This window comes from Nautilia sp., assembly GCF_053994455.1.
On the sequence record NZ_JBMYAU010000109.1, the window covers coordinates 1 to 19,718 of the forward strand.

General features: G+C 38.5%; 24 protein-coding genes. 13 read left to right on the forward strand and 11 right to left on the reverse strand.

Translation table 11 applies throughout. The annotated features are described in order from the left end of the window. The 3 genes from ACXJIE_RS07770 to gatC form a co-directional block, all read right to left on the reverse strand. Positions 1–674 (reverse strand): S-adenosylmethionine:tRNA ribosyltransferase-isomerase (locus ACXJIE_RS07770; RefSeq protein WP_456480402.1); only part of this gene is annotated, 674 nt, incomplete at its 3' end. Between the two features lie 18 nt (positions 675–692). Next, complete coding sequence (locus ACXJIE_RS07775; RefSeq protein WP_456480403.1) at positions 693–1,760, reverse strand: type IV pilus twitching motility protein PilT; 1,068 nt, start codon at positions 1,758–1,760, stop codon at positions 693–695. Positions 1,761–1,768: 8 nt separating this feature from the next. Then, positions 1,769–2,050: an Asp-tRNA(Asn)/Glu-tRNA(Gln) amidotransferase subunit GatC gene (gene gatC, locus ACXJIE_RS07780; protein WP_456480404.1), complete on the reverse strand. Its 282-nt coding sequence runs from the start codon at positions 2,048–2,050 to the stop codon at positions 1,769–1,771. Positions 2,051–2,102: 52 nt separating this feature from the next. On the opposite strand from gatC, the gene hemL reads away from it, so the two are divergent. Together hemL and ACXJIE_RS07790 are read left to right on the forward strand one after the other, a co-directional pair. After that, a complete protein-coding gene (gene hemL / locus ACXJIE_RS07785; RefSeq protein ID WP_456480405.1) occupies positions 2,103–3,365 on the forward strand; it encodes a glutamate-1-semialdehyde 2,1-aminomutase in 1,263 nt (420 codons plus the stop codon). Then, a complete protein-coding gene (locus ACXJIE_RS07790; protein WP_456480406.1) occupies positions 3,365–3,673 on the forward strand; it encodes an AtpZ/AtpI family protein in 309 nt (102 codons plus the stop codon). The genes hemL and ACXJIE_RS07790 overlap by 1 nt, the downstream gene beginning before the upstream one ends. A 34-nt stretch (positions 3,674–3,707) precedes the next feature. Here the strand turns inward: ACXJIE_RS07790 and ACXJIE_RS07795 are convergent, their stop codons facing one another. The 3 genes from ACXJIE_RS07795 to ACXJIE_RS07805 are packed head-to-tail and all read right to left on the reverse strand — an operon-like array spanning position 3,708 to position 7,128. Continuing rightward, positions 3,708–4,952, reverse strand: coding sequence for a type II secretion system F family protein (locus tag ACXJIE_RS07795; RefSeq protein ID WP_456480407.1), 1,245 nt, complete (start codon positions 4,950–4,952; stop codon positions 3,708–3,710). Beyond that, a complete protein-coding gene (locus tag ACXJIE_RS07800; RefSeq protein WP_456480408.1) occupies positions 4,949–6,586 on the reverse strand; it encodes a GspE/PulE family protein in 1,638 nt (545 codons plus the stop codon). The genes ACXJIE_RS07795 and ACXJIE_RS07800 overlap by 4 nt, the downstream gene beginning before the upstream one ends. After that, entirely contained in the window at positions 6,583–7,128 is a 546-nt protein-coding gene (locus ACXJIE_RS07805) for a hypothetical protein (RefSeq protein WP_456480409.1), read from the reverse strand. The genes ACXJIE_RS07800 and ACXJIE_RS07805 overlap by 4 nt, the downstream gene beginning before the upstream one ends. A gap of 72 nt (positions 7,129–7,200) precedes the next feature. Between ACXJIE_RS07805 and ilvC the strand changes: the two genes are divergently transcribed. From ilvC to ruvX, 7 genes are all read left to right on the forward strand, one after another. Next, positions 7,201–8,220, forward strand: coding sequence for a ketol-acid reductoisomerase (gene ilvC, locus ACXJIE_RS07810; protein WP_456480410.1), 1,020 nt, complete (start codon positions 7,201–7,203; stop codon positions 8,218–8,220). A gap of 68 nt (positions 8,221–8,288) precedes the next feature. Next, complete coding sequence (gene minD / locus ACXJIE_RS07815) at positions 8,289–9,098, forward strand: septum site-determining protein MinD (RefSeq protein WP_456480411.1); 810 nt, start codon at positions 8,289–8,291, stop codon at positions 9,096–9,098. Continuing rightward, complete coding sequence (minE, locus tag ACXJIE_RS07820) at positions 9,095–9,328, forward strand: cell division topological specificity factor MinE (protein ID WP_456480412.1); 234 nt, start codon at positions 9,095–9,097, stop codon at positions 9,326–9,328. The genes minD and minE overlap by 4 nt, the downstream gene beginning before the upstream one ends. Further along, positions 9,325–10,305, forward strand: coding sequence for a divergent polysaccharide deacetylase family protein (locus ACXJIE_RS07825; RefSeq protein WP_456480413.1), 981 nt, complete (start codon positions 9,325–9,327; stop codon positions 10,303–10,305). The genes minE and ACXJIE_RS07825 overlap by 4 nt, the downstream gene beginning before the upstream one ends. Before the next feature lie 3 nt (positions 10,306–10,308). Next, complete coding sequence (locus tag ACXJIE_RS07830; protein WP_456480414.1) at positions 10,309–11,016, forward strand: DNA-processing protein DprA; 708 nt, start codon at positions 10,309–10,311, stop codon at positions 11,014–11,016. Positions 11,017–11,031: 15 nt separating this feature from the next. Then, complete coding sequence (locus tag ACXJIE_RS07835; protein ID WP_456480415.1) at positions 11,032–11,544, forward strand: DNA-deoxyinosine glycosylase; 513 nt, start codon at positions 11,032–11,034, stop codon at positions 11,542–11,544. Continuing rightward, positions 11,517–11,897 carry a Holliday junction resolvase RuvX gene (ruvX, locus tag ACXJIE_RS07840; RefSeq protein WP_456480416.1) on the forward strand — a complete coding sequence of 127 codons (381 nt, stop codon included), beginning with the start codon at positions 11,517–11,519 and terminating at the stop codon, positions 11,895–11,897. The genes ACXJIE_RS07835 and ruvX overlap by 28 nt, the downstream gene beginning before the upstream one ends. Here the strand turns inward: ruvX and ACXJIE_RS07845 are convergent. The 5 genes from ACXJIE_RS07845 to ACXJIE_RS07865 form a co-directional block, all read right to left on the reverse strand. Next, entirely contained in the window at positions 11,879–12,703 is an 825-nt protein-coding gene (locus tag ACXJIE_RS07845; RefSeq protein ID WP_456480417.1) for a ketopantoate reductase family protein, read from the reverse strand. The two genes, ruvX and ACXJIE_RS07845, sit on opposite strands and share 19 nt — an antisense overlap. 134 nt (positions 12,704–12,837) lie before the next feature. Further along, positions 12,838–13,935 carry a tRNA (uridine(54)-C5)-methyltransferase TrmA gene (gene trmA / locus ACXJIE_RS07850; protein WP_456480418.1) on the reverse strand — a complete coding sequence of 366 codons (1,098 nt, stop codon included), beginning with the start codon at positions 13,933–13,935 and terminating at the stop codon, positions 12,838–12,840. Positions 13,936–13,958: 23 nt separating this feature from the next. Further along, complete coding sequence (gene fliP, locus ACXJIE_RS07855; RefSeq protein WP_456480419.1) at positions 13,959–14,687, reverse strand: flagellar type III secretion system pore protein FliP; 729 nt, start codon at positions 14,685–14,687, stop codon at positions 13,959–13,961. Between the two features lie 7 nt (positions 14,688–14,694). Continuing rightward, positions 14,695–15,471, reverse strand: a complete 777-nt coding sequence (locus ACXJIE_RS07860; protein ID WP_456480420.1) for an OmpA family protein — start codon at positions 15,469–15,471, stop codon at positions 14,695–14,697. 8 nt (positions 15,472–15,479) lie between these two features. Further along, a complete protein-coding gene (locus tag ACXJIE_RS07865) occupies positions 15,480–16,247 on the reverse strand; it encodes a motility protein A (protein WP_015902365.1) in 768 nt (255 codons plus the stop codon). 47 nt (positions 16,248–16,294) lie between these two features. On the opposite strand from ACXJIE_RS07865, the gene glmU reads away from it, so the two are divergent. The 4 genes from glmU to uppS all read left to right on the forward strand — a co-directional run. Next, entirely contained in the window at positions 16,295–17,578 is a 1,284-nt protein-coding gene (gene glmU / locus ACXJIE_RS07870; RefSeq protein ID WP_456480421.1) for a bifunctional UDP-N-acetylglucosamine diphosphorylase/glucosamine-1-phosphate N-acetyltransferase GlmU, read from the forward strand. Beyond that, a complete protein-coding gene (coaBC, locus tag ACXJIE_RS07875) occupies positions 17,575–18,717 on the forward strand; it encodes a bifunctional phosphopantothenoylcysteine decarboxylase/phosphopantothenate--cysteine ligase CoaBC (protein WP_456480422.1) in 1,143 nt (380 codons plus the stop codon). The genes glmU and coaBC overlap by 4 nt, the downstream gene beginning before the upstream one ends. After that, a complete protein-coding gene (locus ACXJIE_RS07880) occupies positions 18,698–19,393 on the forward strand; it encodes a hypothetical protein (RefSeq protein ID WP_456480423.1) in 696 nt (231 codons plus the stop codon). Before coaBC ends, ACXJIE_RS07880 begins: the two co-directional genes overlap by 20 nt. 1 nt (position 19,394) lies before the next feature. Beyond that, positions 19,395–19,718: polyprenyl diphosphate synthase (gene uppS, locus ACXJIE_RS07885; protein WP_456480424.1), on the forward strand; the 324-nt coding region annotated here is incomplete at its 3' end.

Genomic DNA, 19,718 nt, shown 5'->3' on the forward strand with positions numbered 1-19,718 from the left:
GGCTTAAACGTACCCGCCCCGACATGTAAAGTCAGATATGACTTTTTATTTATTTTATTCAATAGTTCGTCCGTAAAATGAAGGCTTGCGGTAGGCGCTGCAACGGCTCCTTCCTTTTTGGCAAAAATCGTCTGATATTCTTTTTCGTCTATTTTTTCATCTTCTCTTTTGATATACGGAGGAAGCGGTACATGCCCGATCTCTTCAAGTATTTTTACAATATCTAAAAAATCAATAGTTTTTAATTTTCCATTTTCCATTTCACATTTAAAATTAACAATCCTGCTTCCGTCTTCAAGCAGTTGAGTAACTTCAGCCGTCAAGCCTTTGTCAAAATAAAGTTTCGTCCCTCTTTTGACTTTTCCTCTTATATAAACCAAAAATCCGTCTTTATAAGGCCTGTTTAATAAAAGTTCGACTTTACCCCCGGTCTCTTTTGTTCCGAAAATTCTGGCTTTTATAACTTTAGTATTGTTAAACACAAAATGAGAATTCCCCACAAAATCAAGTATGTTTTTAAAAACTGTATGCGTAACTTTGCCCGATTTTCTGTCATATACGAGAAGTTTGGCACTATCCCGGGGAGTTACGGGATATTTGGCTATTAAATTTTCCGGTAGGTTATAATCATATGAGGATACCAACAAATCCTCATTCAGTTGATTACTTTTCATTTTTTACTTTTGACTTTATTACACACCGATAAGTTTTCTAAGCTCTTCGGGTTTTGTAGTATAGGCCATTGCCATTTCTTTATCTATTATATGGCGTCTGACATATTCGCTTAGCACCTGGTTCATCGTCTGCATCCCCGTCGCGCCCTGGTTAAGCTGCATTTGGGAATAAATTTGAGGAATTTTATTTTCACGGATAAGGTTCGCAATTGCCGGATTGTTTATCATAATCTCATGCGCGGCAATTCTCCCGCCCCCGATTTTAGGAAGAAGACTCTGGGCAATTACGGCAAGGATGGCCATAGAAAGCTGGGTTCTTATCTGATCCTGTTCGTTTGCCGGGAAAACGTTTACTATTCTGTTTATTGTCTGAACGGCGGAATTGGTATGAAGCGTCCCGAAAACGAGATGTCCCGTTTCGGCCGCGGTAATCGCCGCACTGATAGTTTCCTTATCCCTCATCTCCCCGATTAGAATTACGTCGGGATCTTCCCTGAGCGACGCCCTTAAAGCGTTTAAAAAGGCTTTTGTATCTCTTCCGACTTCCCTCTGGGAAATAAGGGACTTTTTATGTTCGTGTACAAATTCTATCGGATCTTCTATAGTAATGATATGTTTTGCAAAAACTTCATTTATTTCGTTAAGCATAGCCGCTAATGTTGTAGACTTACCGCTTCCGGTGGGTCCGGTTACGAGTATAAGCCCTTTTTCTTTTCTTACTATTCTTTTAAAAATAGCGGGAGCATGAAGCTCATCCAAACTGAAAGGCCTTTCCGGAATTATCCTGAATGCGGCTGCTAAATTTTCCCTTTCGAAAAAATAGTTTGCCCTGAATCTTGCAACTTTGGGTATTTCAAACGAAAAATCCAGTTCCAAATCCTCTTCCAAAGAGGCTTTTTGTTTTTCAGTCAAAACCGAATAACAAAGCTCGACAACATCTTCCTTCTCAAGTTTAGGAAGGTTAAGAGGCGTAAGCTTGCCGTCTATTCTGAGCATAGGCTCGGCATTGACGTTAAGATGGAGATCACTCGCTTTATAATCTTTTATACTTCTTAAAAGCTGTTCTAACGTATATGACAAAGCCATTTTTTTCCTTATTCTATAATTTTAGGCACTATAAAGAACCCGTCTTTCGCATTAGGCGCATGATTTAAAATTTCCTTTACCGCCTCGTTTTTAACGGGTACGTCTTCCCTTAAAGGTGTCGGGTTATCAAGGGTTGAAAACGCGGCGTCGATTCCGCTCGTGTCAAGTTCATTCAGCATTTCGACAAATTCGACTATTTCGGCTAAATCCGCGGCCATCGCTTTTTTGTCACCGATTTCAACCATTGAAAGGGTTTCAAGTCTTCTTACCAAACTTTCATCTATTTTCATTACAGACCTTTTTTTGTATAATTTTAGCAAATATTAAATAAAAAGGATAGGTATGAGTGTATTTCAGGAAGCGAAAAAATATATCGTAGGCGGTGTTAATTCACCGGTCAGGGCATTTAAAAGCGTAGGAGGCGAACCTCCTTTTATCGAAAAAGGCGAAGGTGCATACATTTATGATATCGAAGGCAATAAATATCTGGATTTCATTCAAAGCTGGGGACCGCTTGTCTTCGGACACTGCGATAAAGATATAGAAGATTCGATATGTAATGCGGTCGGTAAAGGTGTAAGTTTCGGTGCTCCCACTACCGTGGAAGTGGAACTTGCAAAAGAAGTGTTAGAACTTTTCCCTCATTTGGATTTGATAAGATTTGTAAACAGCGGCACCGAAGCGACCATGAGCGCTATCAGACTTGCAAGGGGTGTCAGCGGCAAAGACGACATCATCAAATTCGAAGGGTGTTACCACGGACACAGCGACTCTCTTCTCGTAAGCGCCGGCAGCGGCGCCGCCACATTCGGAACTCCGTCAAGCCCCGGGGTTCCGGCGGATTTTACAAAACATACTCTTTTGGCAAAGTATAACGATATAGAAAGTGTTAAAAAATGCTTTGAAAACGGTAATGTAGGATGTGTGATTATAGAACCTATCGCCGGAAATATGAGCCTGGTACCCGCTGAAAAAGAGTTCTTAAAAGAACTTAGAGAACTTTGTACGAAAAACGGGGCTATATTGATATTCGACGAAGTAATGAGCGGATTCAGGGCGTCTCTTAGGGGAAGTTTCGACATTTACGCAATAGAAGCGGACATAGTTACATTCGGTAAAGTAATCGGAGGAGGAATGCCCGTTGGCGCCTTTGCGGGTAAAAGGGAAATAATGGAGCAGCTCAGTCCCGAAGGTCCGATATATCAGGCGGGAACTTTAAGCGGGAACCCCGTAGCCATGAGCGCCGGACTTGCTATGCTTAAAAAGCTTAAATCAAATCCGGATCTTTATAAAGATTTAGAAGCTAAAGCTAAAAAACTTATGAAAGGGTTTGAAGAAATTTCAAAAGAAAACGGCATCGATATTCAGACAAACGTAGTCGGAAGTATGTTCGGGTTTTTCTTTAATTCCAAAAAGCCTAAAAATTTTGACGACGTAAACGAAAGCAACACCGAAAGATATGCAAAATTCCATTCTGAAATGTTAAAAAGAGGATTTTATTTCGCGCCGAGCGCCTATGAAACGGGATTTATCTGCACCGTTATGACTGATTCCGATATCGACTCAACATTAGAAGCATATAAAGAAATAGCACCGGGGCTTTAATGGAAGAAAAACACCAAAAAGGAAAATTGGGAAAAACCGTAGAGGGAGCCGAAAAGCTCTCTTTGGGTATTTCCATAGTAGTGGCCATACTTATGGGTATCGGTATCGGAATATTGTTAAAAAAATGGACGGGATATACATGGACTCTTTGGCTTGGAGTTTTCTGGGGGGTTGCGGCCGCAATAATGAATATCAAAATAGAATACAGCAAACTGAAAAAAAATTATGACAGACTTGCAAAAGATCCTAAATATAAAAATTACAAATTAAACAGAAAAGATGAAGAATGGGATGATTTCGAAAAATAAAAAATCTCCGGTTTTTTTTGAATACCGGTATAAATTACATTGTTTTTGCCGCTTTTGACAAATCCCACATCGGCAAAAAGACACCAAGAGCAATCAAAAGCACAAGACCGCCTATTACCGTAAGCATTATCGGCTCTATTGCCGCTTGCATATTGTCTATAATATCCTGAAATCTGTCTTCATAATATCCCGCCGCACTGTCAAGCATCGAATCGAGCTCCCCAGACTCCTCACCCGCCGTAATCATACGAAGGGCGACGAAATTAAGCAGATTCTGTTCGGCCACCATTTCCGAAAAACTTCTACCCTGGTTTATCCCTTTTATTATTTCTTTAATTTTGTTTTTAATCACTTCGTTTTCAATTATACCCTCGCTTATTTTAAGCGCGTCTATCAAAGGAATACCGCTTTTTAAGAGTGACGAAAGAGTTAATAAAAACCTGTGAAGGGTGGAATATTTTATTACTTTATTTATCAGATATGTCTTTAATAAAAGACTGTCTATTTTCAGTTTATACTTATAGGAGGTTTTGTATAAAAACGAATTCACCGTAAAAGCGATTACCAGCACCGCCACAACTACCAATCCGTAATTAGAAAGGATATGCTCCATTCCGAGAAGTATCCTCGTAGGAAGAGGAAGCTCTGAATGAAGCTGCTTGAAAATATCTTTAAATTTTGGAATAACAAACATAATAAGAAAAACAAACGCGGCCGCAATCGCTATTAAGGTAATAACCGGATAGCGCAGGGCTTTGACCATTTTTCTTCTGTTTTCATACATATTTTCATAAATTGTGGCCAGGTTTTCAAGAGCCATAACCAAATCACCGGTCTGCTCCCCGAGCCTAATCATAGCAAGGGATATTCCGCCCACATACTGCTCGTATTCCCCGAACACGTCCGAAAGGCTTTTTCCGCTGTCTATGGCTTCGGCAGCTTTTATAAACACTTCTTTTATTACGGAATCATTGGTGTTTCCGGAAATATCCTCCAAAGCGTCCTTAAGTGAAATTCCGGCTTTAATAAGAACGGCCAATTGTCTTATTGAAGAAATATATGCGGGATAATTAAGCTTCTTTTTTAAAAACTTGGACTGAATTATGTCTTTTAATATTTTCAGTCTCTCTTCAAACGGCATGGGAATTTCTTCTATCCTGACAAGCATACCTTTATTCATTTTTTTACTGTCTATTATCGCTTCGGCTTTGTTTAACGATTTTATAATTACATCCTGTTTGTTTCCTTTGTAAAGAAACGTTACCTTATAATATTTCATAGCTTAGCCACCTTATAGACTTCTTCAAGGCTCGTGATCCCTTTTAAAGCTTTAATAAGCCCGTCATAAAACATATTTTTAAAGCCTTTCGATTTCAAATAGTGTAATAAATCCAGTTTGTCTTTTTTCTTTGAAATCATTGTTTCAAGGTTTTCATCGTTTAAAAAAACCTCCGTAATCAGCGTTCTTCCCGCAAACCCTGTCATATTGCATTTTTCACATCCTTTACCGGTATAAAACACTGCGTCTTTGGGCAGGATGTTTTTTATCGGATCCAAATATACATCGGCAGGTTTGTGAATGGTTTTACAGTACGGACAGATAGTTTTTACAAGTCTTTGAGCTTCTACGCCTATTAAAGAAGTGGCGACCATAAAAGGATCCGCCCCCATATCTATCATCCTGTTAATGGCGCTTACCGCATCGTTCGTATGAAGGGTGGAAATAACAAGATGTCCGGTAAGTGCCGCTTTTACCGCAATTTCAAGGGTTTCAAGGTCCCTTATTTCACCTATCATTATAATATCCGGGTCCTGTCTTAATATACTTCTAAGAGCACCCGCAAACGTCAGCCCCACTTTTGCGTTAACCTGTACCTGTTGAATTCCCCGCAGTTTATATTCCACGGGATCCTCAACCGTAATTATTTTTTCACTCGTATTGTTAATTTCATTTAATGCGGCATATAACGTCGTAGATTTACCGCTTCCCGTAGGACCCGTCACTAAAAAAATACCGTTCGGCTGGGAAAGCGCCTTTTTTATAAGAGTGAGATTTTTTTCGCTTATACCTATATCGTCAATGCGTTTTAAAATATTTCTTTTGTCCAAAATTCTGATAACTATGCTCTCCCCCCAGATTGTAGGAAGCGTGGAAACCCTGAAATCGAATTTGTTTTTGCCGAACTGCATTGAAAAAGAACCGTCCTGCGGTTTTCTTTTTTCGCTAACATCCAAACCGGAGAGCAGCTTTATCCTCGAATTTATCGCATAAAAAATTTCTTCGTCAAAATCCAAAAATTCGTATAAGGTACCGAATATCCTTATTCTTATTTCAGCCTCCCCCTCTTCGGCTTCTATATGGATGTCGCTCGCTTTTCTCTCTATCGAACTTACAAGAACATATTTAATAAGCCTCATAATGGCGGATTCGTCGCCTTTTATCTCTTCGCCCCTTAATTCCTTTTTTATATCCCCCAGAATTCCCTTAACCTTCTCCCTGTCTTCAACCTTTCTTATAACCTTTATTATATCGTCTCTGAAGCCGAGTACTATTTCAAGGTTTTTATCCTGAAAAAACCTTTTAATTAAAGCCTGTGCGTTCCAGTCAAGCGGATCGGCCATTGCGACAACGGCTTTGTCGTATTTAACCTCTATGGGAACGGCCAGCGTCTGTTTTAAAATATTTACGGGTACTTTAATATCCCTAAGCCTTACCTGCTCGAGATTTTCTTTATACCCTATCCCCATTGATTTAGAAAGATGTTCGAGATACTGCTTTTTAGAAATAAAACCGAGATCAAAAAGTATGTCCACAAGTTTTTTAGCGGGATGTTTTTTCTGATATTCCAGCGCCTTTTTTAACTGCTCTTCACTTATAATTCCGTCTTTTAAAAACAGCTCTCCGACTTTCACCAGTAATACTCCCTTTTTGTCAGCTCTCCGTTTACAACAGTGTCAATTACCACATTGTAATTGTCGCTTATCCATACTTTATATGTCGTATTTCCGTTTTTTACAACCAAAGCACCGTCTTTTTTTTCATAATCACCTTTTTGAATCAAACCGAAAACCTTTCCGAGCGTATTGTCGCTGATCTGAGGAAGGGTAATGTCCCCTATCTGCAAATTATCGTCAATCATCTGCATAATAAGTTTTTTCATTAAAAAAAGCGTAACTATGTATGTGGCGTTTTTTCTTCCTTCTTTTGTAACCTTCAATACTTTTGCAAGATCCAGCGCCGGAGTCAGAAACCTTTTTTTAAGACAGGCATACGCAACCAGCGAAAGCAGATCTTCTCTTTTATTGTTATATTTATTTATAAATTTCCACCTCTGATTACAGATATAAGAATAATATTTATTATTGAAAAGTTCAATTAACGTCATATTTTTCAAATAATCCGAAGACGCAAATACAAAATTAAACAAAACCAAAAGCAACGCCGTTTTTTTCATAAATCAACTCCTTTATCAAAACGATAAATTATATCAAATTATTTGTTATAATTCCAAAAAAAAGGAGTTTTTATGTCATTAAACATTTATTATGACAAAGATTGTGATTTAAGTATTATTAAAAGCAAAAAAGTTGCAATGATAGGTTTCGGAAGCCAGGGGCACGCACACGCGCTTAACCTGAGAGACAGCGGGGTCGATGTCGTTGTAGGTCTTAGAAAAGGAAGCAGGTCTTGGGAAAAAGCGGAAGCCCAGGGATTTAAAGTATTACCGGTTGACGAAGCCGTAAAAGAAGCCGACGTGGTTATGATTTTACTTCCGGATGAAATTCAGGCGGACGTATACTATTCTCAAATCGAACCGAACCTTAAAAAAGGCGCCACCATTGCATTCGGTCACGGTTTCAACATCCATTTCGGACAGATAAGACCGAGAGAAGATTTAAGCGTAATAATGGTCGCTCCGAAAGCACCGGGACACACTGTAAGAAGCGAATTCGTAAAAGGCGGAGGCATTCCTGATCTTATAGCCGTTTATCAGGGCGGTGAAGAAGCAAAAAAATTAGCATTATCTTACGCAAGCGCAATCGGCGGGGGCAGAACCGGAATTATCGAAACCACGTTCAAAGACGAAACCGAAACTGACCTTTTCGGAGAGCAGGCTGTTTTATGCGGAGGTGTCACAGCTCTTATCAACGCAGGGTTCGAAACTCTTACGGAAGCGGGATACGCCCCTGAAATGGCATATTTCGAGTGCCTTCACGAACTGAAACTTATCGTGGATTTATTGTATGAAGGCGGTATGGCGAATATGAGATATTCAATTTCCAATACTGCGGAATACGGCGATTATGTAAGCGGTCCGAGAGTTATCGGAGAAGAGAGCAAAAAAGCGATGAAAGAAATTTTAAAAGAAATTCAAAACGGAAAATTCGCTAAAGACTTTATTCTTGAAAGAAAAGCGGGATATGTCAGAATGAATGCGGAAAGACAACTTACCGAAAATTCACTTTTAGAGCAGACAGGTAAAAAACTAAGAGAAATGATGCCTTGGATTACTAAAAACAAAATCGTAGATCCCACTAAAAACTAACTTTTTCCCCTTTTTGGGACTTATAAAGTTTATTAAGTAAATTTTATAAGTCACACAAAGGAGTTAATTTGGCACAGGTTATTACGATTACAAGCGGGAAAGGCGGTGTCGGAAAATCCACTACCACTGCAAATATAGCAACAGCGCTTGCAAAAATGGGGAAAAAAGTCGTTGCCGTCGATTTTGACATCGGGCTTAGAAACCTCGATATGATATTAGGACTTGAAAACAGAATAGTTTACGACGTGGTGGACGTAATGGAGGGAAACTGTAATCTGGCACAGGCCGTTATAAAAGACAAAAGAACCCAAAACCTCCACTTTCTTCCCGCAAGTCAGACAAAAGACAAAAACGTCCTTAACAAAGAAAAAGTGGAAAAACTTATTGAAGAGCTTAAAAAAAATTTCGAATATATTTTAATCGATTCTCCGGCCGGAATCGAAAGCGGGTTCGAACATTCCATTTATCTTGCCGACAGGGCGTTAATCGTAACGACTCCCGAAATTTCATCCGTCAGGGATGCGGACAGGGTAATTGGCATAATAGACGCAAAAAGCAAAAAAGCCCGTGAAGGGACCGAGGTTGAAAAACATATAATAATAAACAGAATAAAACCCGAACTTGTGGAAAAAGGTGAAATGCTCTCGATCGAGGATGTGCTGCACATTCTGGCTCTTCCGCTGATAGGGGCGGTTCCCGACGACGAAGAAATAGTAAGATCGACCAACATAGGCGAACCCGTTGCTTTAAACGACAAATCAACCGTCGGGGAGGCTTTTAGAAGAATAGCAAAAAGAATCGAAGGCGAAGAAGTGGAATTTCTGGATTTAAAAACTAAAAAAGGATTTTTAGGCAAATTAAAAGGATTTTTCAAATGAGCTTTTTTGACATGTTTAAAAAGAAAAAATCAAAAGACATAGCGAAAGACAGACTTATGATGATGCTTGCCTACGAAAGGGCCACCACAAAAATTGAAAATCTTGAAGATATGAAAAAAGATTTGATAAATGTGGTAAAAAAATATCTTAACGTCAAGGACGTAAATATCAAATCCAATTCAAACCAGGATATCGAAACCCTTGAAGTGGAAATAATTCTCAGCAAATGAAAAAAACAAAAAAAAAGAAAAAAACCGCTAAAAAAACACTCAACCTGAAATATGTAGTTTATTTTCTGCTTTTAATAATATTCTCGCTAAGTGCGTTTATTGCGGGTATAATAATTTCCCAAAAAAATTACGAAAAAGAACTGAAAAAAAACCAAAACAGCATTAAAATCCTCCAAGAAAAAATAAAACGGTTAAAAAAAGAAAAAACAAAAAAAGAGTTTTCATACACCATTCCTTCGGAAATACTCGATTACGAAAAACCCCACAACAATACGGCGGTACCTCCTTCCGCCGTACAAAAAAGCGCTTTAAAACTTCCTTTGTCAAAGAGGCCGAAACTGGTGATTATCATTGACGACGTTTCATTTAAAACTCAGGTAAAAAAAATAAAATCCATCCCCTTAAAAATAACCCCGTCTTTTTTTCCTCCTACAAAAAGACATCCCAACACGCCTGTTTACGCCAAAGAATTTTCCCATTATATGATTCATCTGCCGATGGAAGCCCTGCATTTCCACAAACCTGAACCGGACACTTTAAAAGTAGACGACTCTTACAGAAAAATCTTAACAAGAATAACCGAGGTAAAAAAACTTTTTCCTAAAGCCAAATTTATAAACAACCACACCGGAAGCACATTTACCGCAGATCCTTATGCCATGGTAAGACTCTTCAGGGCTTTAAAAAAAGAAAATCTCGGTTTTGTGGACTCAAAAACAACACCTTATTCAAAATCGTCCCAGGCGGACAAAATATACCACATCCCCCTTTTTGCAAGAAATATTTTTCTTGACAATAAGGAAGATCCGTCATATATAAGAAAACAGCTTGAAAAAGCCGCCAAATTGGCCGAAAAACACGGCTATGCAATAGCGATAGGACATCCTCACTCCGTTACGCTCGAAACACTTAAAAACTCGGCCGATTTACTAAAAAATGTAGATGTCGTATATATTGACGAACTTTCACAAAAGTAAAAAATGGAAAATAAAAAAATAAATTTTTCAGGATTCGATTTATATTACAAAGGCGACACCAAACTGTTAAACAAACCGAAAATCGCAATAGTCGGGAGCAGAAGGGCGGGAAAATATGCGAGGGAAATTACAAAAATTCTCGCAAAAAAACTTTCCCGAAAATATGTAATCGTAAGCGGCGGGGCGCTCGGGATCGACAAAGCCGCACACGAAGGGGCGTTTCCGAACACTGTTTTCGTCTCCCCCTCTTCACTTGATATAATATATCCGAAATCAAATAAAAATTTAATAGAAAACATTTACAAAAAGGCCTTGGCGGTAAGCGAATACGAAAAAAACTTCGCTCCCTTTAAACACACATTCTTACAAAGAAACAGAATAATCGTCAAAATAAGCGAATTTGTAATAATAGCCGAGGCGAACATTAAAAGCGGCAGCATGAGAAGCTTTGAATGGGCTAAGGAATACGGCAAAAAAGTGTACGTCCTGCCGCACAGAATCAATGAAAGTTCGGGAACAAGATATCTGGCTCAGGAAAATTTAGCGGAAGTAATATGGGATATTGACGAATTTTGCAAAAGTTTAGGTATAGAAGAGAACGCCGATATCCTAACTTTAAACGAAGCGTTGCAAAAATACGGAAGCGTATTGTATGAAATGGAACTTGAAGGAAAAGTGGAAATAAAAAACGGGAAAGTTTACTTTAATTGAGAATGGAGAACAAAAATGGGAAATGGAAAATTAACACATCCTTTTAAACCCATTATTTTTCCTAACAGCGAATTACTTATTTTAGGAACATTTCCGTCTATAAAATCGTTCGAAAACGAATTTTACTATTCCCATCCGAGAAACCAATTTTGGGATATCCTCTCGATTCTGTTCAACGATAAAAAGCCCTTAAACAAAGAAGAAAAAATAAATTTTTTAAAAAAACACAAAATCGCGCTGTGGGACGCTGTATGCGAATGCATAAGAAAAAAAGGCAACTCAAGGGACGACAACCTCGAAATAATAAAACCCTGTGATATTGAAAATTTACTAAAAAAATATCCCAATATTAAAAAAGTCGCAGTTACATCTAAAACCGGTGAAAAAGTAATCAGAAAACATTTTAAAAATTCTCAATTTTCAATTCTCAATTCTCCGTTATACCTGCCGAGTCCGAGCCCGTTGAACGCGAGATTAACATTACACCAAAAGGCCGAAATATGGAAAAAATTATTGGAATTGACGTAGGATTAAAGCGTATAGGAGCTGCATTTTCAAACGGAAGCGTGGTCGTCCCGCTGCCGGCAATAATAAGAAAAAACAGAAACCAGGCTGCAAGAGACACGATGAAGGTGATTAACGAATACAAAGCCGACACTCTCGTTGTGGGGCTTCCTATGACAAACGAAGAGATGCAAAGAAGAATAAAGCATTTCGTCTCACTTTTGGAGTTTGAGGGAAAAATCGTTTTTGTAGACGAAAGCTATACAAGCGCCCAAGTCGAAGAAGAGATAAAAGGCGTAATAAAGCACAAAAAAGACGGAAGAATCGACTCCCTCGTAGCCAAAAAACTGATTGAAAACTATTTAAGCAAATCGTAATATTTTTTTATAAAGTCGCTTTTTTTTGCCAAAAAGCCCGTTAACGTTTCCACTTCGGTCGACCGGTTGTTTTCAAAATCAATCTGCATCGACATTTTCGATTCGTAAGGTATGTTTAAAGCCTGTTTGATAACCTTTTCTTTTTCTTTTTCCAAATCCACCCCGTATTCTTTTGCTATTTTTATCACCTCATCCAAGAATTTTTCAACTTCTCCTCTTTTGTTTTCCATTATCCAGCCTGTGGGCTTTTTATAATAACTCTGAAGCGTTGCGAAAGTGGATATGAAAAGATACTTTTTCCAAATGTCCTCATCTATATTTTTTGAAAATTTTACTTTTAAACCGCACCCTTCAAAAACTTCTCTTATCTTTTCATCATCTTCTACACATAAATAAAAAAGAGGTGTTTTTTTATAAATTACCCCGGGCGCTTTTTTATTCGAAAGTATATAAATACACGCTTTTAATATTTTGGCGTTTAGTTTTTTAAATTTTTCAAAATGCGCCACCCCGTTAAGAATCGGAACTACCACACTGTTTTCATTTATAAAGGGTTTTATTTTTTCAATTACGTCATCCAAATGATAATATTTCGTCGTTACAAACACCACGTCGTAAACACCTTTTATTTCCAAATCCGGATAAACGGTAAACTCTTCATCAACATCGATTATTTTAAGACCGTTTTTTCTGACAATCTCTTCGGTTTTAGGTGTCAGCATTAAGCCGACCTCTTTTTTGCACCGGATCAGTTTTCCCGCAAGATAACCTCCCACACCCCCTGCGCCCGCTATAAGGATTCTCATTATTTCTTCCTTTTTTCTATAATTTTACCCGCTATTACGGCTCCGGCCGCAATTGCTAAAAACAACAGCACCATAAAAATTTCACCTATCAGATCTTTAAAAGCAATATAATTTTCCATTTTATATTTTTCACTTTACATTTTTTTAAGTATGACACCGCACTCGGCATGCTCGGTATAAGGGAACTGGTCGAAAAACGCAAACGCTTTAATTTCCCTGCCTTTTGCAAGGGTGTGCAAATCCCTTTTAAGGGTTTCGGGATTGCATGAAATATATATAATATTGTCAAATTCATTTACGAATTCGCGGCTTTTATCATCAAGTCCGGCTCTTGGAGGATCTATTAAAACGTTTTTTAAATCGTACTTTGTAATTAAAGGCGATTTATCTTTATACAGTTTTGAAAACTCAGCCGCACTCATCGCAAGAAACGTAATATTTTCCCTTTCGTTTATTTCCGCATTATACGTTGCCGATTCAATGGATTCCTTACTTATTTCGGTGGCAATCACTTTATTAAACCTCTCGCTTAAAGGTATGGTAAAATTTCCGTTACCGCAGTAAAGCTCAACCAAATCGCCTTTTAAATCTTCCGAATTTCTCATAGCCCATTCTATCATTTTCCGGTTCATCCGACGATTAGGCTGGGAAAAAGTGTTTTCGATTATTTTGTATTTGTAAATTTTTGAGTTGATATTAAGTTCTTCAATCAGATAGTTTTTGTCAAAAACGTATTTTCTACCCTTTTTTCTTACTATAAAATCGGCGTTTTTAAATTTTTCTTTCAGTTTTTTAATATCTTCGGCAATACTCTCGTCCACTTTTTTATGATAAATAAGCGTAATAATAAGCTCACCCTTCGAATTGCTTAAAAAATCTATTTCATACAGTTTGAATCTCAAATTTTCATTTTTTTCTATCTCTTTTAAAAGAGGGGTCATAATACCGTATATCGCTTTATCCACAATTTTGCATTCCTCAATCGGAATCACCCCTCTTCCGTCTTCTTTTCTTTTCCTCATCGCATAAAAGCTCTTATCGCCCTCATGCCAGACCCTGAATTCCGCCCTCGCCCTGAAATGTTCGTCACTTCCGTAAACAACCTCGATTTGAGGCATATCAAATTCACCGAACATCTCTTTTAATTTTTCACTTTTCATTTTTAACTGTTCATCATACGGCATTTCCCATAAAACACAGCTGCCGCACTTTCCGAAACTGCTGCAAACCATTTTACTCCTTTATCAATTTTACATTATTTAAAGCTCTGCACAAGCCCCATAACAATCAAATTCCACCCGTCAACCAACACAAACACCAGTATTTTAAACGGCAGGCTTATCATAACGGGAGGCAGCATCATCATACCCAAACTCATTAAAATCGAACTTACCACCATATCTATAATCAAAAACGGCAAAAATATCAAAAACCCTATTTCAAACGCCGTTTTAAGTTCACTAAGCATAAAGGCGGGAACCAATATTGTCAAAGGCACGTCATCTATCGTTTTGGGATTCGGCAGATGTCTTATTCTGAAAAAAAGGGCAAGATCCTTTTCCCTCGTGTTTTTAATCATAAACCTTTTAAAAGGTTTCACGGCATTATCAAAAGCCCGTTCATATCCTATTTTTTCTTCCATATAAGGCTTTATCCCGCTGCTGTACGCCTGTTTTGCGTAAGGTTCCATTATAAAAAACGTCAATACAAGCGCCAAAGAAACAAGAAGAGTGGTCGGCGGGGACTGGGGAGTGCCCAATGCCTGACGCAAAAACCCGAACACTACCAAAAGCCTCACAAACGACGTCATTACAAGGATAATACTCGGAGCGAGCACAAGAATCGTTAAAAGAATCGTTATGTTTAAAACACTCACAAGCTGCTTCGGAGTTTCGGGCGCAGTCAAAGACAAATTAACCGTCGGTATCTGAGGAGCGGCCGCAAAAATAAAAACAGGAACAAGAATTAAAAACAGCTTTTTCATTTAACCCCTATTTTTTAACTTTGTCAAGTACTGATTTTTCAATTTTGTTCCGATTTTGTTTTTTCTTTGAAAAAAACCATATCTCAACCCTTCTGTTTTTCGCCCTGCCCTGAGGGGTGGCGTTGGCGGCGATAGGATGGTATTCGCCGTAAGCCGCGGCACTCAACTGCTTGGGATTAACCCCGTCTTTTATAAGTATTTTAAGAACACTGAGCGCCCTTGCGGCGCTAAGTTCCCAGTTGTCGGCATAAGGGGATGTGGGCGGAGGGGGAATGTTGTCCGTAAAACCTTTTACCTGAACTTCTATATTTTTGGGAAGATACTCTTTTATAATAAGTGATATTCTTTTTAAAAACAGTAAAGAATCCTCATTAGTAATTCTGGCGCTTCCCGGCTTAAACGTTATATCTGCCGGAAGTCTTATAAAAAAACCCTCCTCCCCCTCTTCCAAAACTATCGCCGGCCCTTTTCCTCCGGCGGTAAACTGTCTGAATTCGGCAACGGCCTGGGAGAGTTTGTTAACCGTCTGGGCTGTTTCGTCCGTTTTTTCTATAGGCGTGGCTTTTTGTATTCTGTTACGGCTGACTTCCGTCTGTGTTCCGCCCTCAAGCACGCTCAAAGCCCCGGCAAGAGAACCTATTGCCTCTTTTACTTTTTTGGCGTCCATTGTGGACATTGAAAGAAGCAAAACGAAAAAACATAAAAGAAGACTCATCAAATCCCCGAATGTAGCCAGCCACCCCGGCATACATTTCGGACATTCGCATTTACATTTTTTAGCCATTAATTATCCTATTCAAACTGTGACTTTCTCTGAGCCGGCGGCAGGAAGCTTAACAGTTTGGCTTCAAGGGTTCTCGGATTGTCCCCCGCCTGAATAGACATAATACCTTCGATTATCATGGTCTTAGCAAGTATTTCGTCGTCGTTTCTAAGCGCTAACTTATTTGCAACGGGCGTTCCGAAAATGTTACCGATCATCGCACCGTAAAGGGTTGTAAGTAACGCAACCGCCATAGCGGGACCGATAGCCGAAGGATCCGACATGTTAAGAAGCATTGCAACAAGACCTACAAGCGTTCCGATCATCCCCATCGCACCTGCGAGTCCCGCCCAGTTGTCAAAAATAGCGGCCATTTTTTTATGTCTCGCATCCATCTGCTCAAGATCAATTTCAAGCAGTTCTCTGATAGTATCGGGCTCGTTTCCGTCAACGGCCATCGAAAGGCCTTTTTTTAAAAACTCGTCCTCTTCGTTTGCGGCAGCCTGTTCAAGCGAGAGTATCCCGTCACGTCTCGCCTGAGTGGCGTAATCAACGAGTTTTTTAATCAATTCTTCATAATTCGGCTGATATGAAGGCTTAATCGCAATCATAAAAACTTTTGCGAATTTCGTCATCATTTCCATTTTGTTGGAAATGAAAAGAGTCATAAGCGAACCGAGTACGACAATCAGCACCGACTGACCGTCGATATATGGACCTACCCCGACCCCCATCGCCATTGCGGCGATAATCAAACCGAGCGCACCGACAAGCCCGATAACACTTGCTAAATCCATTAAAATAGCCTTTTTTGCTATAATTATAACAAAAAAAGGAAATTTGTATGCTTCAAATCGTAATTTTAGCCGCAGGCAAGGGAACACGAATGAAATCCTCCACCGCAAAAGTGCTTCACACAATTTGTAATAAAAGTATGATTGAATACATTATTGAAGAAGCATTAAAACTGACCTCCCGTATCGACGTTGTGTTAAACCATCAGTTTGAGAAAGTAAGCGAAACTGTTAAAAACTACCCTGTACATATAATAAAACAGGATTTGGAAAATTTTCCGGGCACCGGAGGGGCTTTAAAAGAAGTACCTGTTAAAGGCGATAAAGTTTTAATATTAAACGGCGACATGCCTTTAATTAAAGCGGAAGAGCTTAAAAAGTTTGAAGAAATTGACGCCGATATCGTAATGAGTGTAATGAAACTTGAAAATCCCGACGGTTACGGAAGGGTCGTAATTGAAAACGGCAATGTTAAAAAAATAGTGGAACAAAAAGACGCAAACGAAGAAGAACTTAAAATTCCGTATGTAAACGCCGGGGTATATCTGTTTAAAAAAGAGGTTTTGGAAAAATACCTGCCGAAACTCTCTAATAACAATTCACAAAAAGAGTATTACCTCACCGACATTATCGAAATGGCCGAAAACGACAAATTGACAATAAAAGCGGTTGAGGTTGACGAAGAAAACTTCAAAGGCGTAAACTCCAAAAAAGATTTGGCCCGTGCCGAAGAGATAATGTGTGCAAGAATCAGAAATTTCTGGATGCAAAACGGGGTTATTATGCATCTTCCCGAAACGATATATATAGACGCTTATTCAAGCTTTGAAGGCGAATGCGAAATAGGAAACGGCTGTGTTATTAAAAAAAGCGTAATAATAGAAAGTGAAATAAGACCTTTAAGCGTAGTGGAAGAAGCGGTTATTAAAAATTCCGGGGTGGGGCCTATGGCCAGAATAAGACCTAAAAGCGAGCTTGTAAACACACATATCGGAAATTTCGTAGAAGTTAAAGCGAGCAGGTTAAACGGCGTTAAAGCCGGACATCTGAGTTATTTAGGGGACAGTGAAATTGACGAGGGCACGAATATCGGAGCCGGTACAATTACATGCAACTACGACGGAAAAGCCAAATACAAAACAAAAATCGGCAAAAACGTATTTGTCGGAAGCGACACGCAGCTGATAGCACCCGTAACCATTGAAGACGACGTAATGATAGCGGCGGGAAGCACCGTAAACAAAGATATTCAAAAAGGCTCTCTTGCAATCAGCAGGGCACCGCTTAAAATCATCAAGAACTTTTATTATAAATTCTTCGGGAGAGAAAATTGAACGTTTTAATAGGAATAACCGGCAGTATCGCAATATACAAAACATGCGAACTTATAAGACTTTTCAGTAAAAGTGGCCATAATGTCCGTGTAGTAATGACACAGGCGGCGTCTAAATTCATCTCACCCCTTACTTTCGAAACGCTTACACGTCAAAAAGTACTGATTGAACAAAACGAAGACTGGTCGAGTGAACTTAACCATATCGACTACGCAAAATGGGCGGATATTTATATTATAGCCCCGGCAACGGCAAACACAGTAAACAAAGCGGCAAACGGCATAGCGGACAATCTTTTGCTTCAGACATACCTCGCCTGCACAGCCCCCGTACTTTTCGCACCGGCGGCAAACACCAATATGTATATGCACAAAACCACTCAGGAAAGCTTTAAAAAACTTACAATTATAGAAGCAAACGCCGGACTTTTGGCATGCGGGGACGAAGGCGTGGGTAAAATGGCCGAAGCGGAAGAGATATACCTTAAAGCTTTAAGACTAATCAACAAAGATAATTTCTGGGAAAACAAAAAAGTGGTGATAACGGCCGGCGGCAGCGTGGAAAAAATCGACGACGTAAGGTTCGTTAGCAATTTTTCAAGCGGGAAAATGGGAGAAGCTTTGGCAAAAGCTTTTTATATAAAAGGTGCCGATGTTACGCTTATATCAAGTAAAGAGCATAACCTCGGCAAAGAAATTAAACAGATAAAAGTTCAAAGCGCGGAAGATTACTATAAAGAAATACTTAATTCCAATCCCGACTATCTTATTATGGCCGCAGCCATTGCCGATTTCAAACCAAAATATATCCCCGGTAAACTCAAAAAGGACTCCATCGGTGAAAAGATGATACTTGAAATGGAAAAAAACATTGATATTTTAGAATCGTTCAAGGATAAAAAATTCAAAAAAGTGGGATTCAAAGCAGAAAGAGATGAGAAAAACGCAGCGGCTTACGCAAAAAAAGCCCTTAAGAAAAAAAATCTTGACGCAGTATGTCTGAATCTTCTTACAAAAAACGATTTCGGAAGCGATGAAAACGAAATTGTTTTTATAACCGAAAACGACAGTATTCTTTTTGCCCAGGATTCTAAAGAAAATATTGCCCTAAAGCTTGTTAATGCCGTTAAACGTATCTAAACTAGGAAAAATTTTAAAAACTTTAAACAGATTTGAAGGCATTAAGGAGTTCAACGCAACCCTTCCCGTAAAAATCGAAGTAAAAAAAGAGATAAACCCCATAAGATACCTTATAAAACTCGGAAACAGGGAAGTTGAAACGAAAAGCACTGTTCCGCTTGAAGTCGGAAAAAAATATTTTGCCCAAATCAAAGAAATAAAATCCAAACTACAAATAAGCAATTTAAAAGAAATACCGGAAATTTTAACGATATTGGACAAAATCAAATTCCTTAATGAAAAAGATAAAACATTTAAACTGCATACTTTCTCAAAAGATGAAATTTTACAACATCTTGCAAACGCAAACAATAAAACCGAATTCGTTTTTTTTACCAACATTTTAACGGCTTATCAGCAAAAAATTTTTCATTTAATCATAAATGAAAAGAAAAAAGCCCTGATGCAGTATAAATATTCCAAAAACAAGGTAAAATTTTACGCCGTTTTCAATCATTTAGGGGAACTTGAAGGTGAAATCACACCAGGTTCGTTAACCGTATGTTCACCTTACAGCGCTACATTACAATTAATAGAATTTTATAAAGACGAACTTGATTTGGAAGTTTTTTTATATAAAAAAGAAGCAAAACCTTTATATGTTTTTGCCGAAAATATGCTTAATTTAAAGGTATGAAATGCATTTAGCGATAATAATGGACGGTAACGGAAGATGGGCTAAAAAAAGAGGTCTCAAAAGAATAGAAGGGCATAAAAAAGGTGCCGAAACCGTTAGAAAAATAACCGAATACTGTGCAAAAAACGAAGAAATATCCGTTTTGACGCTGTATGCGTTTTCAACGGAAAACTGGAAAAGACCCAAAATGGAAGTTGACTTTTTAATGAAACTGTTAGACAGTTATCTTGAAAAAGAGCTTGACACATACATAAAAAACGGCATAAAATTCGAAACGATAGGCGATATTTCAAAATTTTCGGAGAAACTGAAAAAAAGAATAGAA

Coding starts and splice junctions, on each gene's coding strand:
- ACXJIE_RS07775 (WP_456480403.1), bottom strand. CDS start 1,760: ATGGCTTTGTCATATACGTTAGAACAGCTTTTAAGAAGTATAAAAGAT.
- gatC (WP_456480404.1), bottom strand. CDS start 2,050: ATGAAAATAGATGAAAGTTTGGTAAGAAGACTTGAAACCCTTTCAATG.
- hemL (WP_456480405.1), top strand. CDS start 2,103: ATGAGTGTATTTCAGGAAGCGAAAAAATATATCGTAGGCGGTGTTAAT.
- ACXJIE_RS07790 (WP_456480406.1), top strand. CDS start 3,365: ATGGAAGAAAAACACCAAAAAGGAAAATTGGGAAAAACCGTAGAGGGA.
- ACXJIE_RS07795 (WP_456480407.1), bottom strand. CDS start 4,952: ATGAAATATTATAAGGTAACGTTTCTTTACAAAGGAAACAAACAGGAT.
- ACXJIE_RS07805 (WP_456480409.1), bottom strand. CDS start 7,128: ATGAAAAAAACGGCGTTGCTTTTGGTTTTGTTTAATTTTGTATTTGCG.
- ilvC (WP_456480410.1), top strand. CDS start 7,201: ATGTCATTAAACATTTATTATGACAAAGATTGTGATTTAAGTATTATT.
- minE (WP_456480412.1), top strand. CDS start 9,095: ATGAGCTTTTTTGACATGTTTAAAAAGAAAAAATCAAAAGACATAGCG.
- ACXJIE_RS07825 (WP_456480413.1), top strand. CDS start 9,325: ATGAAAAAAACAAAAAAAAAGAAAAAAACCGCTAAAAAAACACTCAAC.
- ACXJIE_RS07830 (WP_456480414.1), top strand. CDS start 10,309: ATGGAAAATAAAAAAATAAATTTTTCAGGATTCGATTTATATTACAAA.
- ACXJIE_RS07835 (WP_456480415.1), top strand. CDS start 11,032: ATGGGAAATGGAAAATTAACACATCCTTTTAAACCCATTATTTTTCCT.
- ruvX (WP_456480416.1), top strand. CDS start 11,517: ATGGAAAAAATTATTGGAATTGACGTAGGATTAAAGCGTATAGGAGCT.
- ACXJIE_RS07845 (WP_456480417.1), bottom strand. CDS start 12,703: ATGAGAATCCTTATAGCGGGCGCAGGGGGTGTGGGAGGTTATCTTGCG.
- trmA (WP_456480418.1), bottom strand. CDS start 13,935: ATGGTTTGCAGCAGTTTCGGAAAGTGCGGCAGCTGTGTTTTATGGGAA.
- fliP (WP_456480419.1), bottom strand. CDS start 14,687: ATGAAAAAGCTGTTTTTAATTCTTGTTCCTGTTTTTATTTTTGCGGCC.
- ACXJIE_RS07860 (WP_456480420.1), bottom strand. CDS start 15,471: ATGGCTAAAAAATGTAAATGCGAATGTCCGAAATGTATGCCGGGGTGG.
- ACXJIE_RS07865 (WP_015902365.1), bottom strand. CDS start 16,247: ATGGATTTAGCAAGTGTTATCGGGCTTGTCGGTGCGCTCGGTTTGATT.
- glmU (WP_456480421.1), top strand. CDS start 16,295: ATGCTTCAAATCGTAATTTTAGCCGCAGGCAAGGGAACACGAATGAAA.
- ACXJIE_RS07880 (WP_456480423.1), top strand. CDS start 18,698: ATGCCGTTAAACGTATCTAAACTAGGAAAAATTTTAAAAACTTTAAAC.